General features: G+C 58.4%; 17 protein-coding genes and 2 pseudogenes. 5 read left to right on the forward strand and 14 right to left on the reverse strand.

All coding sequences use genetic code 11. The features are described from left to right. Nucleotides 1-350: pseudogene (locus tag LB519_RS31375) on the reverse strand (DNA ligase); the annotation flags it as partial. 296 nt (nt 351-646) lie between these two features. Between LB519_RS31375 and LB519_RS30800 the strand changes: the two are divergent. Together LB519_RS30800 and LB519_RS30805 are read left to right on the forward strand one after the other, a co-directional pair. Beyond that, nucleotides 647-880 (forward strand): hypothetical protein, encoded by a 234-nt coding sequence (locus LB519_RS30800; protein ID WP_224621914.1) that lies wholly within the window; start codon nt 647-649, stop codon nt 878-880. Between the two features lie 107 nt (nt 881-987). Then, entirely contained in the window at nt 988-1176 is a 189-nt protein-coding gene (locus LB519_RS30805) for a hypothetical protein (RefSeq protein WP_224621915.1), read from the forward strand. A 297-nt stretch (nt 1177-1473) separates the two neighbouring features. On the opposite strand, the gene LB519_RS30810 is transcribed toward LB519_RS30805, so the two are convergent. Next, nucleotides 1474-1686 (reverse strand): ArsR/SmtB family transcription factor, encoded by a 213-nt coding sequence (locus tag LB519_RS30810; protein ID WP_224621934.1) that lies wholly within the window; start codon nt 1684-1686, stop codon nt 1474-1476. A gap of 17 nt (nt 1687-1703) precedes the next feature. Here LB519_RS30810 and LB519_RS30815 point away from each other — a divergent pair. Next, nucleotides 1704-2216: pseudogene (locus LB519_RS30815) on the forward strand (exodeoxyribonuclease III); the annotation flags it as partial. Between the two features lie 101 nt (nt 2217-2317). Beyond that, nucleotides 2318-2923: an EF-hand domain-containing protein gene (locus LB519_RS30820; protein WP_224621916.1), complete on the forward strand. Its 606-nt coding sequence runs from the start codon at nt 2318-2320 to the stop codon at nt 2921-2923. A gap of 591 nt (nt 2924-3514) precedes the next feature. Here LB519_RS30820 and LB519_RS30825 read toward each other — a convergent pair. From LB519_RS30825 to LB519_RS30860, 8 genes are all read right to left on the reverse strand, one after another. Further along, a complete protein-coding gene (locus LB519_RS30825) occupies nt 3515-5728 on the reverse strand; it encodes a putative bifunctional diguanylate cyclase/phosphodiesterase (protein WP_224621917.1) in 2214 nt (737 codons plus the stop codon). A gap of 876 nt (nt 5729-6604) precedes the next feature. Next, a complete protein-coding gene (locus LB519_RS30830) occupies nt 6605-7123 on the reverse strand; it encodes an RES family NAD+ phosphorylase (protein ID WP_224621918.1) in 519 nt (172 codons plus the stop codon). Continuing rightward, the gene (locus LB519_RS30835; RefSeq protein ID WP_224621919.1) at nt 7120-7509 is read right to left on the reverse strand and encodes an antitoxin Xre/MbcA/ParS toxin-binding domain-containing protein; all 390 of its coding nucleotides are present in this window, start codon (nt 7507-7509) and stop codon (nt 7120-7122) included. The genes LB519_RS30830 and LB519_RS30835 overlap by 4 nt, the downstream gene beginning before the upstream one ends. A gap of 191 nt (nt 7510-7700) precedes the next feature. Further along, nucleotides 7701-8135 carry an aldehyde dehydrogenase family protein gene (locus LB519_RS30840; RefSeq protein ID WP_224621920.1) on the reverse strand — a complete coding sequence of 145 codons (435 nt, stop codon included), beginning with the start codon at nt 8133-8135 and terminating at the stop codon, nt 7701-7703. Between the two features lie 427 nt (nt 8136-8562). Beyond that, complete coding sequence (locus LB519_RS30845; RefSeq protein ID WP_140569585.1) at nt 8563-8766, reverse strand: hypothetical protein; 204 nt, start codon at nt 8764-8766, stop codon at nt 8563-8565. 326 nt (nt 8767-9092) lie between these two features. Then, entirely contained in the window at nt 9093-9890 is a 798-nt protein-coding gene (locus LB519_RS30850; protein WP_318011986.1) for a hypothetical protein, read from the reverse strand. A 185-nt stretch (nt 9891-10075) separates the two neighbouring features. Next, complete coding sequence (locus LB519_RS30855; RefSeq protein WP_224621921.1) at nt 10076-10225, reverse strand: hypothetical protein; 150 nt, start codon at nt 10223-10225, stop codon at nt 10076-10078. 353 nt (nt 10226-10578) lie between these two features. Then, nucleotides 10579-10803: a hypothetical protein gene (locus tag LB519_RS30860; RefSeq protein WP_224621922.1), complete on the reverse strand. Its 225-nt coding sequence runs from the start codon at nt 10801-10803 to the stop codon at nt 10579-10581. 319 nt (nt 10804-11122) lie between these two features. Here LB519_RS30860 and LB519_RS30865 point away from each other — a divergent pair, with 319 nt between their 5' ends. Beyond that, entirely contained in the window at nt 11123-11383 is a 261-nt protein-coding gene (locus tag LB519_RS30865) for a hypothetical protein (RefSeq protein WP_224621923.1), read from the forward strand. Between the two features lie 391 nt (nt 11384-11774). On the opposite strand, the gene LB519_RS30870 is transcribed toward LB519_RS30865, so the two are convergent. The 4 genes from LB519_RS30870 to LB519_RS31460 form a co-directional block, all read right to left on the reverse strand. Then, complete coding sequence (locus LB519_RS30870; protein ID WP_224621924.1) at nt 11775-12233, reverse strand: class I SAM-dependent methyltransferase; 459 nt, start codon at nt 12231-12233, stop codon at nt 11775-11777. A 220-nt stretch (nt 12234-12453) separates the two neighbouring features. Then, nucleotides 12454-12810 carry a VOC family protein gene (locus LB519_RS30875; protein ID WP_013895432.1) on the reverse strand — a complete coding sequence of 119 codons (357 nt, stop codon included), beginning with the start codon at nt 12808-12810 and terminating at the stop codon, nt 12454-12456. Nucleotides 12811-12919: 109 nt separating this feature from the next. After that, nucleotides 12920-13318 carry an MAPEG family protein gene (locus tag LB519_RS30880; RefSeq protein ID WP_013895431.1) on the reverse strand — a complete coding sequence of 133 codons (399 nt, stop codon included), beginning with the start codon at nt 13316-13318 and terminating at the stop codon, nt 12920-12922. 205 nt (nt 13319-13523) lie between these two features. Further along, nucleotides 13524-13604 carry a hypothetical protein gene (locus LB519_RS31460; protein ID WP_411909267.1) on the reverse strand — a complete coding sequence of 27 codons (81 nt, stop codon included), beginning with the start codon at nt 13602-13604 and terminating at the stop codon, nt 13524-13526. Between the last annotated feature and the right edge of the window lie 454 nt (nt 13605-14058).

A 14058-nucleotide genomic window follows, 5' to 3' on the forward strand; every position in this document is an offset into this window, starting at 1 on the left:
GTCGCGTGGCGTAGCTTGTCCTCGCGCTTAAGGGTCTTCACGCGTCCGACAAGGCCAGGTTTGATCCATTCGGCGTCCGGCTTGTCGGCCCCCTTCGGTGGCGTGCCTTTCCCCTCCTGCACCTTGGCCAATAGGCGTTCGCGCATGGCTTTGGTCAGGGCGATGTTTGCTGATCCTACGTAGCGGCGTTCCGCATCGCGCGTTGCCATCAAAGCGAGGGGAGCCGATCCCGGTTTTAGCTGCACGCCGGCAACCTCAAAGTCGACTTCCTCGTAGCATTTGGTTTTAAGCCACGCTTCCCGATCCGGCGCCCATCGCATCGCGGACCGCAGCGAATGGAAATCCGACACGCCCTTCTTGTTGAGGACGATTGCCTCCCCGTCGATGATTGCCGAGTTGGGGGAAAGGGTTGCCGCCGCCTCGACAATTGTCTTGTACGTCGATGACCAGTCGTCGCCCTTCGCGTGATGGCTCGGGCCGTGCCGTCCTCGATTATGATTTGCGTCCGATAGCCATCGTACTTGATTTCGTGAATCCAGTTGTCCCCTGTCGGCGGCACCTCGACAAGCGTGGGAAACATTGGCCTGATGAACTTCAGACGCATGAACTGACCCGCAAAACTGCGATTCAATTTAGCATACGCTAAATGGTTCCGGAACATTTTAGACGAATTGAATGTTTGGCAGCTATGGCGAAGCTATCCGACCTTGGACCACCCATCCCCGGCAAGCAGCACGGCGGCGAGCCGGAGGACGAGGACGACAACGACAACTTCTATACCTGCCCGATTTGCGGTCAGCAGGTCGACATGCGCGACTTGCGGCAGGTGATTTGGCACGAGCAGCCAAAGCACAAGCCGCTCCTTGTCGTCGTCGAATAACGTGCGCCTTCTTGAGCAAACGACGACTGTACGTTTCATACACCGCCTTGCAGCCCCGACCTGGCGGATTTAATGATTTCGTTAACCATTGCTTTCGGGAGGCTGCGATGGAAAGCGCGAATTCGAACATGGCGTCCGCTCGGGTCGAGGTCGCCGAGGCCTGCGGAGAATGGTTCGTCCGCATAGTGGCCGACGACGAAGAGCTTACCCGCTCATTCGATTTGGAATCGTTCGCCCGGTCCTACGCGGAAGGCCAGCGGATACGTCTTGGACTTGCCGAGTTCAAGCGGCTGTAGGAAGGACAAGATGCCCCTCTCTCAGAACCTGCATTCAGTTGAGATGGAATTCCGATGCTCGGAATGCGGATTGGGTTTCGTCAAGCCGGGGCGCTGGTTTAAGTCTGCCGCTCAACATCGTTGCTCTGGCTGCCACCACCTCACTTACCTCACCTATCCGAAGAAATTAGCCTTGTTCGACAAATACGCCAAGCTTCTGAGTACGGAATCGGTGGCGAGGGACGATGAGGAGCGACCGCCACGGCTTCAGTAGGTGTGCGTTCTGAAGCGATGACAATGGCCCAGCCCGCCACCAGATCAAGGCAGCGTATCGCGCTCTACAAGCCAGGCCACAAGCTCCAGGACTTTCAGGGCCGTAGCTGTGCACGAGTAATAGGCTTTTTGACGATCCTGCCTCCTGGTGACCAGCCCGGATTCTCGCATAATGCCGAGATGCTGGGAGAGTGCTGACTTGCTAAGTCCCACACGCGGCGCCAGATCAGAAACGGACATTTCTCCCTCAGCTAGAATCGTCTGGCGATCCCGACGATACCCACAGCCGCTATTTTGAGGCGGAGATCGACGATCTTATCGTCGGCTGCATTTATCTGCCCAATGGCAACCCGGTGCCAAGCCCGAAGTTTGATTATAAGCTCCGATGGGCCGAACGTCTCATCACCTACAGCAGATCGCTGCTAGACGAGCGGACCATCCTGTGCGGTGACTACAATGTCGTTCCCACCGAGATAGACGCTGTCGTACCTGCGCGCTGGCTGGGCGATGCCGTCTTCTTCCCGGAGAGCAGAGAAGCGTACGCGCGCATACTGAGCTTGGGCTGGGTGGACGCGATCCGTAGGATCCATCCGGGCAAGGGCATCTACACGTACTGGAATTTCTCCTATCGCGGAGGCTACGACCGAAGCTCCGGCCTGCGCATGGATCACCTGCTTGCAAGCCCATCGCTCACGGAGAGGATTAGAGGAGCCGGTGTCGATGTTGAAACTCGTGGTTGGGAAAAGCCGAGTGATCACGCGCCCGCTTGGATCGACTTGGGCCGGTAGACAGCTTGCCTTCGCCGTAACCTGGTCCCCTTCAGGGGAACAATCAGATCGCGCTCCAGTTTGGCCTTCCAGGCAAACACGACCAATGGATGGAGCATGCCATGAGATTTCCACACAGCACGACGGCTGCGGCCGTAACTTTCATAGCCCTGACCTTCCCCGCCCTTGCCCAGACAAGCCCAACACCGGCACCTTCGACGCCTGCACCCCCTCCGGCGACCGAACAGCCGGGCGCCGGGCCGGAATCGAACGGACAGGCGGATGAACCGACACGCGAAATGATCCGCCAGATGGTCGAGCAAGCCGTCCAAGAGAGGATGGAGCAGGATCGCGGGTCTGCGGAGGGTTACCGCGATGAGGAAGATAGCTACAAGGATCGGGGCGATCGCGCCGAAGATGCAGATCGTCTCGACGAAGCCAACAGTCATGCCGACCATTGGCGGAACCACGGTGACCGCGGTCGTGGACACAGAATGGGTGGACATCGGCATCATCAAATGATGCGCGGTGCGGGGGTGCGATTGATTTTTGGGCTGTTGGACACGGACGGGGACGGATCGCTGTCCGAAAACGAGGTTCAAGGCGCGGTCGGCAGGATCTTCAATGGGATCGACGAGAATGGTGACGGCAAGATCGATCTGGACGAAATCCAGTCCTACATGCACGGCTCCAACATTCGTGGCACAAACGGCGAAGACATGCCGTAGCGCGTTTAGCCGGCGGCTCTAAGCTTCCAGCCTTGCTGCCAACCAGCGCGCATGGTGATCTTCAATATGTCCTCGTCGCACATGCCTGTCTGGAAGAGCCTCACAAGCTGCGCTGAGATCATGTGCGTCGGCGGTGTGTCGTTCGTCGCACGTCTCGCCATGGAGACGAGCCCTTCCAAGCGAAGACCGCAGGACGGTTCCCTTCGAGCAGGGCTTGGTCAGATGTTTCTTGTCTCATCCGTATCTAGGGTGAGACTTTCACTTCGCAGCGTTTTTCGGAATGCCCCGACGGCATACTCGCAGTTCAACCCGAATATTTAAGCCGTCGTTGGATTGCTTTCGGCGGCTCAATCGTGGGAACGAAAAAAGAAGAGAAGGAGAACTTTCGTGTGCGATTTTTGCACACATAAGCTCGTAACTAGCTGATTTTATTTATGTATCTTCCCCATCCATCATGCACGGCTCCAACATGCATGGGGCCAACAGCGAGGACAATTCTTAGCTACCTTCCCCAAGCGCTCAAGGCGTGGCGCTACCCTTCTCATTGAGAAGCATCTCGTTAAGGGCCACACGAACCCGCATTCGGCGGCCTCAGGCGGAAGCGCGCCTTGTTGCGCCCGTTATCAGATTCTCGATCTCTTGCTTGGGCACGGGCCTGGACAGCAAGAATCCTTGTAGCTGGTCACAGCCGAGTTTGCGCAGAAAATCGCATTGGCTGTCCGTCTCCACACCTTCCGCCGTGGTGCTGAGGCCAGTGGCACGGGCCAGGTCAATTATCGCCTGAACAATAGCCTCGTCTCCATTTGAGTGACCAAAGCCCTGCACAAAGCTTCGGTCGATCTTGATCCGGTCGACTTCCAGCGTCTGCAGGCGTCCAAGTGAGGAGAACCCCGTCCCAAAATCATCAAGAGCAAAGCGTACGCCGATGCTGCGCAACGCTTCGACGTTCTGCTGGCATTCAGTCCGGTGCTGAGACAGCGTGCTTTCGGTGACCTCGAGTTCAAGCCGTCGAGGGTCCATCTGGGTATCGAGCAGGATGCTCGTGACCTTCATGGCAAAACTCGGATTGTTCAACTGCAAAGCCGACACGTTCACCGCCAATGTCTCGATTGGCCAGTGTACCGCATCCAGACACGCCTGGCGGAGAACCAGTTCGCCCAATTGTTCAACCAGTCCCATTTCTTCGGCCAACGGTACGAACAAGTCGGGCGCAACCCAACCACGCTCCACATGCGACCAGCGGGCAAGCGCTTCAACACCTGCCATCCGGTTTGTATCTGCGGTGTATAGCGGCTGGTAGTAGACCTGAATCTGGCCGGGCGCTTGCAAAGCACTGCGCAGGTCCTGTTCGAGCCCCTTGCGCATTGCCAGGGTTTGGTCCATCTCGTTGGCGAAGAATGCATAGCTGCTGCGGCCGCGAGCCTTGGCATGATACAGTGCGACGTCGGCTTTACGCACCAACTCTACCCACTCCAATCCGTCTCTTGGAGCGAACGCTGCGCCAACACTCACCCCCACAAAGACCTGAGCTCCGGCGACCTGGAATGGTCGGCGCGCGGACTCGAGCAAATGTTCGCATAACGTCCTGACCTCATCTTCGCCTGCGACCGAACGCTTGATAATGATGAATTCGTCGCCACCCAGGCGCGCGACCGTGTCTGCCTCGGTGGTTAGCCGCCTCAACCGGTCTGCAAACTCCCTAAGCAGCTCATCGCCGGCGGGGTGACCGAAGGTGTCATTAACCTGCTTGAACCTGTCAAGGTCGAGGTAAAGAACCGCCAGTTGCTCGCCCGTCGAGGGCAGGCGCGACAGCGCGTCAGCCAAACGGTCGTTGAATTGCCCGCGATTGGGCAGCGCGGTAAGCAGATCGTTGTGGGCGAGTTGAAAGATTCGATCTTCCGATTCAATTAGCTTCAAAGTTCGCCTGCGCAACGCTCTGAGAGCCATAATGACACCGCCCAGAACCAGCCCGCACAAGGCGACCAGAATTGGAACCAGTTGAAAGAGAACGAAGGTCCCGGGCCGGTATGGCTGCCAGACGAAGAAGCCGATGGTCGAGCCGGATCGGTCGACCAGGGGATAAGATGCCTCTGCCGAGGCGAGCTTGTTGACCCAGGAGAAACGCGCGCCCTCGAGCAGATAATCCTGGCGCAGCAAGGTAAGCAGACTGCCATCGAGATATCGAATCGCGACGTGCAGGAACTCCTCCCCTGGTATTTGCGCGATGCGGCCACTGTCGGAAACGACCGGCTTTACACTCACAATGGCGGGGTGGCCCGAGATGACGGCCATGTCGGAAGCACCTATCGTGAGCACCTGCTCCGTAACTCCATCGGTGTCCTCACGTTTCAATCTTGCCCTAAGATTGAGGACAAGAGGCGCTGTCATCGGGCTTGCGGAACGGTAGCTGGAGGAAGCGACAATAGTGCCGTCGACGAATGCGTAGACTGGCGCGTCATTGGCGTCGAGAATGTAGACCTGGTCGTGGCCAAAGTAAGTGTGCATCCAGCTGCCGAGATTGGTGTCGATCCATTTTGCGTCGCGGCTCCGCAGCGCATTGACCGCATCGTCCCAAACCGTGACGCTCTCCTGGTCATGCGCTACTCCGCTCTCCAGGTTGGATACGATCAGCGCAACCAGGCTTTTTTGCCGCGACACGGCAACACGGTCAGTCTGGATAGCCGACCACAGCAAAAGTCCCGCCGTGACGATCGCAACTATCAGTGTCACCACGGTGATAGGCAACGCCGTTCTCAAGAGGAAGAGACGACGGGTTGGTTCGCCAAAATGCCGTAGCGGTTTCATGAACCTGCTGTACGCTACGAAAACTTCTGGACCGTTAAAGGCGCCCCCCGCCAAGGACGGCGCCCAGTGAGCAACTGTGCCGTTAAACTCGATGATAGGTGACCTTCCCAGGTGATGGCACCGCGCGAAGAGATCGAGCCAGGAAGGGCACTAAACGTGCCCAGCAAGCCAAGCGGTATTGCCCGCCAATACTCCGACCTCTGCTGCTGCCCCGAGCGCTTCAGGAAATTGGCGACATCTTACCGCGAATATGACGGGCGGGCGCCACTGTTTCTTCGATCAGCGAGGGTTGATTAAGCGCGGGAACATTGGTGGGGCCAGCGAGGTTTTTGGCGTCAAAGGGGCACCAGCCAGCCGTGACCCGTGACCCCGTGACAGGACACAGTGGAATATCCGGCTCGCAACAGGGGTTTCCGATGGGCAGCTTATGAAATCAGTACCGCGCCAGCAGCAGGATTACTCTTCGACACGGTCGCGACCTGATCGAGGAGACCCCAGCAGTGATGGAAGACGCTGCAGCGGAACGGAAGAAAGCTGGAGAGGTGATTGCAGACCCACCATCGAACCCCACCGCTTTCGGGGCTCTCACTGCATAAGCACCGCTCGACGTAGCGGTCGAAGGCTGTGGCAGAACCCGCCTAGTTGTGGGTCGCTGCCGCCGTTGCCGCACGCATCGCTGAGAGATCTGCTAGCGCGCTCGCCCGCAGCGCCTTAGCTCCCTACCTGCCCGGCTGCTTTCATTCCGGGAACGGAGGTTCTGAGCTACCCGAGCTTTGACTGGGGAGGCGCGGACGCGACTGTTCCGTGTCAATCTCACCAAACCATCAGGCCTGTAGGGCGAAAGACCCCCCTGCCGTCCGGATGAGCGAGAGTGCGTTACCGCCAGGATAGCTGGTCCTTCGGCAACCGGCCGCTCGGGTCGAATACAGCTATCTTGTGCGGCAGATCCGGGCCCCAGTCCCAAAGGACCAGATTGCGATCCTCCATCTCAGCGCTCGGGGCGAAACTTGGGACAACGATGCCGGCAATGTTTCGAGGCCGCAGCCGGTCGTAGACGGACCAGGACGCCGGACGCTCCCCATCGCTAAGCGCCGTCGCCCAGGCGCAGCCCATGTCTTCGAGCGCGACAGAAAATTCTCCCCTCGCCTCGTCCATTGTCAGATCCGCGATGTCGTCGCAGTCGACCTCATACGAACACAGCACGCAAGGGTCGATCCGCTGTGCGAAGCCCTGGTTGGCTTCCTTGATCGCCGTCATCAGGGTTAACGCCAGATAGAGCGCCGGCACGCCTTTGGGGTTGAATCGTGCCCCTCTGATCGCTGCTCCTTCACCGGAAGTGGGCTTAAATGCCCAACGTGGATCGTGCGCCCGATAGCAGGTTCCGACAAACTTCACGCAAAACCACCAACGGCCATGTGATCGAGATAATCACGGACCGCAACGGCCTTGCCCTCCTTCACCAGCGCTTCAGCAGTGCGTCCGCCAAATGCTGGAAGCGGCTGAGCCCGATACCAGGCCATCGCCTGCTCTTTGCCGCCCGCCCAATCCGTCACCCGACTGATAATCTCGAGCATCTCCCTCAGACGTCCCTGTGTTTTCACAGCAGCGCTGCGCTCTGACCGATACAGGGTCTCGCGAGCAAGACCAGCGGTTTGGGCCAACTGGCTCTTGGACATGCCAAAACCATCCGCGACCTGTTCGATCGCAATCTTCCCGTTCCCGTCCATATAGGACAAGATGAGAGGTCCGTTCTGTTCGGGGATCTTGAGTGCCTGGGCCACAGATTCATCCTACCCATAGTGGGAGTCAGATTTCTTGTGCAAAAGATATGGCAGTCTTCGACGGCTTTCAAGCCCAGGTTTGAGCCAATTCAAGCTCACAGTCTCGCCCTTCAGCAGAGTGCAGGCAGCAGAAAGCTTGCCAGTGCATCGCATCCCGCCTCATTTAAAACGCGCTGCTCGTGCGACGCAATTTACGCCACCAGTTGGGGCAGCGCAGAATTGATTATCAGCCTCGTCAAGGACAAAGAGGGGGCCGTCGCGGCCAGTTCGATAACCTCGTCTTCGGTTTCGAAAGTTGTGAGGGCGGCAATCGGACCGAAAATGTCCTCAGCTGAAATCCCCGAATCTGGCGAGACGCCCGTCAACACCGTTGGAGCGAAGAAGTATCCTTGACGCTCTATCGGTCCGCCGCCGACGAGCACCTTGGCGCCTCTCGCTGTGGCGTCGGTTACCAATTGGGTGAGCCGGTCGACGGCCTTCCTGTTGATTAACGGACCGCATTGCGATTTGGGATCGTATCCGTCCCCGACCTTCATCGACTTCAAGCGCTCGGCGAGCCCGGCGGAAAATGCTTCGGCATTGCCGGACTGGAAGACAACAGGTCCCGTCAGGCGAATCGACCGCAAGAGAGTCTGCTCTTCAGATCGTTGGCGTTCAGGAGCATCACCAGGTCAGTCGCGTAGATGACGTCCAGGCAGACGGCTGGGTGACCTTCGGGCTCGGCTGGTTTGCCGGTGTGTCGGTCGACCACTGACCACCCCTTCGGGTCCTTCTTCAGTTCGTACCTTGGTTCCATGGAACGATACGTTGTGCTTCCGATCCAGCTCGTCAAGCTTGGACCGCTGCTCCTCGGATAGATCCGGGTCTGCAGGGAGTTTCAGCAGTTGGAAGATGTAGCGACGCAGGGTCTCAGAAGTAATCCACTTCCGAATGAGACGCGATATAGCCTGCTGTTGCTCGGTAGACAGTTCCGGCATGGTCGGCCTGCACGGTTGCACTGAGCCCAACCATTGGTGGCCTTGAGGGTTCCCTGACTGGACTACCTCAAATCGGCTATTTGAGTTCCAAGGATTGCGCGAGTTCGTCACCGCGCAGCCCAGCCTTGTAGCGGGCAATCAGCGCCAGGGCCGCCGCTTCAGCTTCATGGCTTTGGCGCTCTATCCCGCGCAGCAAACAAAGTTGGTCCAACATTTCGTACAGAAAGGTCAGATCTTCAGGTTCAAAGACGCTGTCTTTCGCGAGGCGTGCTATCGGCATGTGATCCCCTGCCACCGATTTGGCGGGATCATTTGAGCGGCTCGGGTGAATGTCAACTCGGACTAAAGCCCGACCGATGGTGTCGGAATTTAGTGCAATCTCTGCGCGGGTGATCGGAGCCAGGAAAGGCTCAGGCTAGCCAACTACATGGAGGGTTTAGAGACGAGCCGCGAGCGTTAGAAGCTATGAATGATCGAAGATCTCTCTTGAATAGCACCGGCAAAAAGCCCGTCGCTTGCGGGAGACGGGCTTTCTGACTGGCCGAAGGCCAGGAGAGTGTCATACCGCCTTACGGCTGGTTCGCACTTCCGTCCCGGCTGTCCAGGTCAACGGCCGGCGATCAGTAGGCAGAGCTGGCGCAGGTCGCGGTCATAAGTCTCTTGGCTGCCAAGCACGTCTACGCACCGCTTCTTCATGCGAGCCAACTTGCCATCCGACATATTGGCGACGGCACTGGCTACTTTGGGACCGGTCGGATTGCCTGGATTGCTTGGGCTGCTCGGACTGTTTCCGACGTCGATGCCGAGAGCCATATTGACGCCGTTGCCAATGCCTACGCCCGCCCCAGCACCAACGCCGCTCGTGCCGCCCACAGTTGTACCCAATCCGGCCGTCACACCGTTGGTTCCGCCTACCCGCGCACCGGCTCCGGCATTAATACCGCTGGAGCCGCCGACCGACGCCCCGAGGCCGGCATCGACGCCACTTGAGCCACCGACCGAAGCCCCCGCCCCTGCCCGCAATGTATTGGGGCCACCGATCTTTGCGCCAATTCTAGCCTTCAAAACCTTCGGGCTGCCCACCGTCGCAGCGGCTCCGGCACTGATGCCAGTGGTGCCACCAACTGATGTTCCGAGGCCGGCGTTCACGCCGCCTGCCCCTCCAACCGAAACACCAGCACCGGCATTGACGCCGCCCGCGCCACCGATCGAGGCGCCGACGCCAGCATTGACTCCGCCCGAACCGCCGACGGAAGCACCCACCCCGGCATTGACACCGCCACTCCCCCCCACCGAGGCTCCGGCTCCGACGCCTATCCCGCCCGCATATGCCGGCATGCATATAACTGCAATCATTGCACCACTCGCCAATGCTTTGGCGGTTCTCGCAAGGATACTTGCCATGACACTCTCCTGTGGTTGTCTTACTAAGTGCAGCAAGCGTAGGGCCGCCGCTCACATTAGTACGCTCTAAGGTGCCACTTCGTTGCCGAATACACAGGATATTCAGGCGGCATAGTGTCAGTTGCATATAAGACAACGACAAGATTTTACTAAAATACTTGGGAATGCAGGCCCCCAAGGAGTCGTCAATGATCACGGCGGACGACGCCACGTTTCAGGTCTTCGACATTCAGGATCGCTGCCAAGTCCTCGGCGTAGGGCTGGTCGAAGTGTTCAGCCGGTGACCCGCACTCATCAGCCGGCTGCCCGGTGAACACGTTGAACACGTTGAACACCGTCCAGCTCCCATCCGGGTCTCGCCTCAAGTCGTACCTCTGGTGGCTCATGAGGGTAATTTAGGGTTTCCTGACGAGCCTGTTCAATGACGTCGAGGAGTGAGGCTAACGTCGGCGGCAACTCAGGTTCGACCTCCAACCGGAAGGCCCTCCGAACCTGACGACGGTTGTCCTCGTTTCGGATCAGTTCCTGAAGAGAGTCGGCGACGGTCTTGTGGCCGGCATTGTCACGCTTCGCCAAGGGCGCCCCCATGAGTCCTGGCGCCTATAACTTATTGTCGGACAAATGGTTCCATTGCGGGTCGGAATTGCGATCCGCTGATAATGATAGGGTTTAAACAACGGGCGCTGGTCTAATCGTGCAGGTCGAAGAGGACGGCTTTCCCAGTCTGCGCAGCGACTTGGACCACCTTTTCACATATTGGGTTGTCGTGGCCGAGTTCGTCCAGCTCGCCCTTTAGGTCAGGGCGCTTCGTTCGGATGAATGCGATGGCCTTCTTAAGGGACACGATATCGCCCTGAATAGCCTGGTCTATGGCTTGTTGTATGACGTCGTCGGACTTCAACAGGCGTTCCATCCACGTGACCTCCCAATCCCCCCTCTAGTGGCATATTGGGAGAACCTGCTGAAAAACCAAATCACATTATGGGGTCGGAATATTTGGCAAAATTTCTGCGCCGGTGATCGGACAATTAGCGCGCGCGCAGGCCCAGTGGGCGTGCCTCCCGGCCGTCATTGATCCGCGATCCGCGCCCGCGTGAGACGTGATGCGCGCTCTGGGTTCGCTGCTCGCCATTCTCGAGCGTGTATTCATGCATCCCCCTCTCGGCAATCGGAACCAAAGCTGAAAATAATGGTTTGCTAATGGAAGGGATGGGAACCGAGGATGCCGAGCTATGACAGTGCTGTTCGAACCGCTCAACTCCGGGCATCTGCGCAGCTTGATGTACCATGATGCGCGACTCCAGATGCTCCACGATCGCGTCATCAACCGCATGGAGCGGGTTGATCACTTGGCAAACGAAGTTGAGCAGGCGGCGGCGACTCTGGTGGATGCAACTCGCAGTTCCGCCGTTCACGCGTTGCCTGAGGACCCGCTCAGCAATTCCTCGGCTGCCTTCCTTCATCTGGAAGCCGGGCAAACTATTGGGCTGTGAAATCTGCCGCTCATTCGCCGAAACCCTTCAGGGAAGCGTCGCGGCTCGCCGAGTCGTGCCGCTAACAATCCAGACAGGAACCAAAGTGTGCAACGCTTCTCGCGCCCGAAGACCGCACCCGGCTCGAAGTCTACCGAAGACGGTATTCCTAGCTCGAAAGGAAGTCGTCCACTTTGCGTCTGAGCGGTCATCCGTCGCGGTTCTCGAATGACCGCAGTGGGGCCGGCAGCTGAATGTCCGCTTCTGGCGTGAGATGCAAATGAGCGGAAGGACGGGTGGCGACAGCTTGTGATCAACAGGCGATCTCAAATTATCTCCGCACACCTGTCGCAACGAGCCACGCGGTTTCCGAACTCGGTCTCCGCACCTCGGTGTCGCTGAACCCTGAATCTTACAATGCGGCAATGACCTCGTCCGGCTCGCGCGCTGTGAAGATGTCGGCCGGCATGTTCATTCGATCCATATGCACCTTCGGGAGGAGGCCAAGCACGACTCGCCCGCCCGGCTTGAGCACGCGTCCGAATTCCGCGGACCCAGCTTTAAGGCTTTGCCAGAAATACACTGTGTGGACGCTGAGAGCCTTGTCGAATGTTGCATCCGGCAGTGGCAGGCTCTCGACCGTGCCGACGCGAAACTCGGCTCGCCCGGCATTGACTGCATCAGCGAACCGATGCGCGGCGGCGTCCACGACGCCCTTTGAGCGATCAACGCCGCAGACGAATAGTGCGCCCTCAAGAAGTCGCGGCAGCACCGTCCCACCGCCGAATCCGACTTCAACGACACGATCTTCCGGAGCCAAGTGCAATTGATCGACGGCGTAAGTGTTCAGCCGGGCATTGCCGCGGTTCATGCCTGCCCGGACAAGCCAACCACCCATCCCAGTCGGCCACGAAAGCTGTTTGGCTATGAACCTTGGCGTCATCCAATCCCACCCCGCACCGGATCATAGGGCGGTTCCTCTGCCAGGGGCAACTCCGTTTGCCCCGATCAGTCCTGTGAGAGCACCTCTCGCAAGGGTGGGTCACCACGCCGGAACGCGCGATGCTGATGCGTTGCGCGCTTCGGGCTTGTTATGTTTTGAAGAGCCTCGAGGGTGGCTCCGCCAGAGTGATGCGATTTCCGTCAGGGTCTGCAAACTGAGCGATCCTTCCGTAGTCACCCTCCGATTCGCCGGTCAGCCTCACTCCAGTTTCTTCGAGCGATTTGCGGGCATCATCTATTCTGGGCACGACAATTGTCAGTCTACCTGACCCTGCATTCTCTTTGTCTTGGAAGATCTGGATGTTAGCGCCTGCCACGCCACGCCATTGGATCAACCCTTCCATGGGACGATCATCCGGTCCCCGGTCGAACAGGTGAGTATAGAACTTCTCTGCATCGCCCATGCTCGATGTCGCGAGCGCGGCGTATATTCCCTGGATTTCCATTGTGCGCGTCCTTCCAGTCGCCTGACCTGTAATGGGAGAACGCTTGCTTCGGTTCCACGTGCGGAACGCCGGGTAGCGGAGGCTGACGTCACAAGTTTGAGCGCCAGACCTATCCCGGCATCATCAAGAATATGATCCTGCCAAGGGCGCCGAAGAGAAGGGCGAATGCGGCGAGAGCTTGAATAAAGAAGCCGGGGTACCGCCTCAGCGGCGCGGACAGGTAACCGATGAAGTAGGCGATCCTTCCGGCTATCCAAAGCAGTCCCAGTGCAGCCGCCCATGGCGCGCTCCAGTAGACCGCGAAAAGCCACATCGACGGCAGAAAGATCGGCAGCCATTCAATTGAGTTTGAATGGGCGCGGATTGTCCGCTCAAGCAACGGATCGCCAGTCATCGTCGGGGCGAGAATCCCTGTCTTTTTGTGGGTTCTGGCGACTGTCAGCGCCATGCCAAAGGTCATCAGGCTGCAGAGCAGCGTCACAATGGCCACCGAGAAATACCGTTCCATGCCTACCTCCTTTCATTTGCGAAACGGGTAGGCAAGCAAAGGGTGTCGCCAGTGGCAAGCTTGACCTCTGTCATTCCTGACAAACAACGGTCAGGCGGCTTCACCCACGGAGAGCTCGACGCGACCTTGACGATGAATAGCTGACTCGCTTGGTCGCGGGCGCGGAAGGCAACTTCCCTGAAGCCGTGCGACTTCTGATCCCTGACTATTTCGAGAGGGCTCTAGTCGCTTCGTTCTCAACGGATTCCAAGGTGGGAAGGTCGACAGCTTCGGTGTCGGGATGAATTTCGCCGTCATCGGCTAAGTCGAAGAAAAAACGGGGGCATTGCCTTCTAAGTTCGGATTGCGAAAAACGTTCTCTGTACGATTTTTACGGAGCGAAGCGTTGCGGCGCCGCCGCCTACAACGCGGTCGCTCATGTGCATTGGTGGTGAATGGCATGCCCTTTTTTGTCCTTAGTAGAACCTCACGTCACAAGAACCCGTTCCAGCGGTGGCAGCGCCTAGCGCTGCTGGTCAAGGAAAGGCAACCCTTGGCCGGGCTCGCATCACCCCCAAGTGGTGCGAGCCCTCTAAACGCCAATCGGGTATGCGCTCGCCCGTTCTCTCGTGCTGGCGACACCAACATGTTCCGGCCGGAACAGTCCATCCTTGAACAAGATCAGGAAGAAAGCGCCGAAAACAGAAGCTGGTCGCTGCGAAATCCTGCCCATAATTATAGGCCAGGCAAACCGCTTTCTT

It is taken from the genome of Mesorhizobium sp. AD1-1 (genome assembly GCF_020164655.1).
Classification (GTDB): domain Bacteria; phylum Pseudomonadota; class Alphaproteobacteria; order Rhizobiales; family Rhizobiaceae; genus Mesorhizobium; species Mesorhizobium ciceri.

What these genes read in the sequence shown, in the direction of transcription:
- LB519_RS30865 (WP_224621923.1), top strand. Translation starts at nt 11,123, where the DNA reads ATGACAGTGCTGTTCGAACCGCTCAACTCCGGGCATCTGCGCAGCTTG.
- LB519_RS30800 (WP_224621914.1), top strand. Translation starts at nt 647, where the DNA reads ATGGTTCCGGAACATTTTAGACGAATTGAATGTTTGGCAGCTATGGCG.
- LB519_RS30875 (WP_013895432.1), bottom strand. Translation starts at nt 12,810, where the DNA reads ATGGAAATCCAGGGAATATACGCCGCGCTCGCGACATCGAGCATGGGC.
- LB519_RS30880 (WP_013895431.1), bottom strand. Translation starts at nt 13,318, where the DNA reads ATGGAACGGTATTTCTCGGTGGCCATTGTGACGCTGCTCTGCAGCCTG.
- LB519_RS30850 (WP_318011986.1), bottom strand. Translation starts at nt 9,890, where the DNA reads ATGGCAAGTATCCTTGCGAGAACCGCCAAAGCATTGGCGAGTGGTGCA.
- LB519_RS30845 (WP_140569585.1), bottom strand. Translation starts at nt 8,766, where the DNA reads ATGCCGATAGCACGCCTCGCGAAAGACAGCGTCTTTGAACCTGAAGAT.
- LB519_RS30825 (WP_224621917.1), bottom strand. Translation starts at nt 5,728, where the DNA reads ATGAAACCGCTACGGCATTTTGGCGAACCAACCCGTCGTCTCTTCCTC.
- LB519_RS30805 (WP_224621915.1), top strand. Translation starts at nt 988, where the DNA reads ATGGAAAGCGCGAATTCGAACATGGCGTCCGCTCGGGTCGAGGTCGCC.
- LB519_RS30860 (WP_224621922.1), bottom strand. Translation starts at nt 10,803, where the DNA reads ATGGAACGCCTGTTGAAGTCCGACGACGTCATACAACAAGCCATAGAC.
- LB519_RS30820 (WP_224621916.1), top strand. Translation starts at nt 2,318, where the DNA reads ATGAGATTTCCACACAGCACGACGGCTGCGGCCGTAACTTTCATAGCC.
- LB519_RS30870 (WP_224621924.1), bottom strand. Translation starts at nt 12,233, where the DNA reads ATGAACCGCGGCAATGCCCGGCTGAACACTTACGCCGTCGATCAATTG.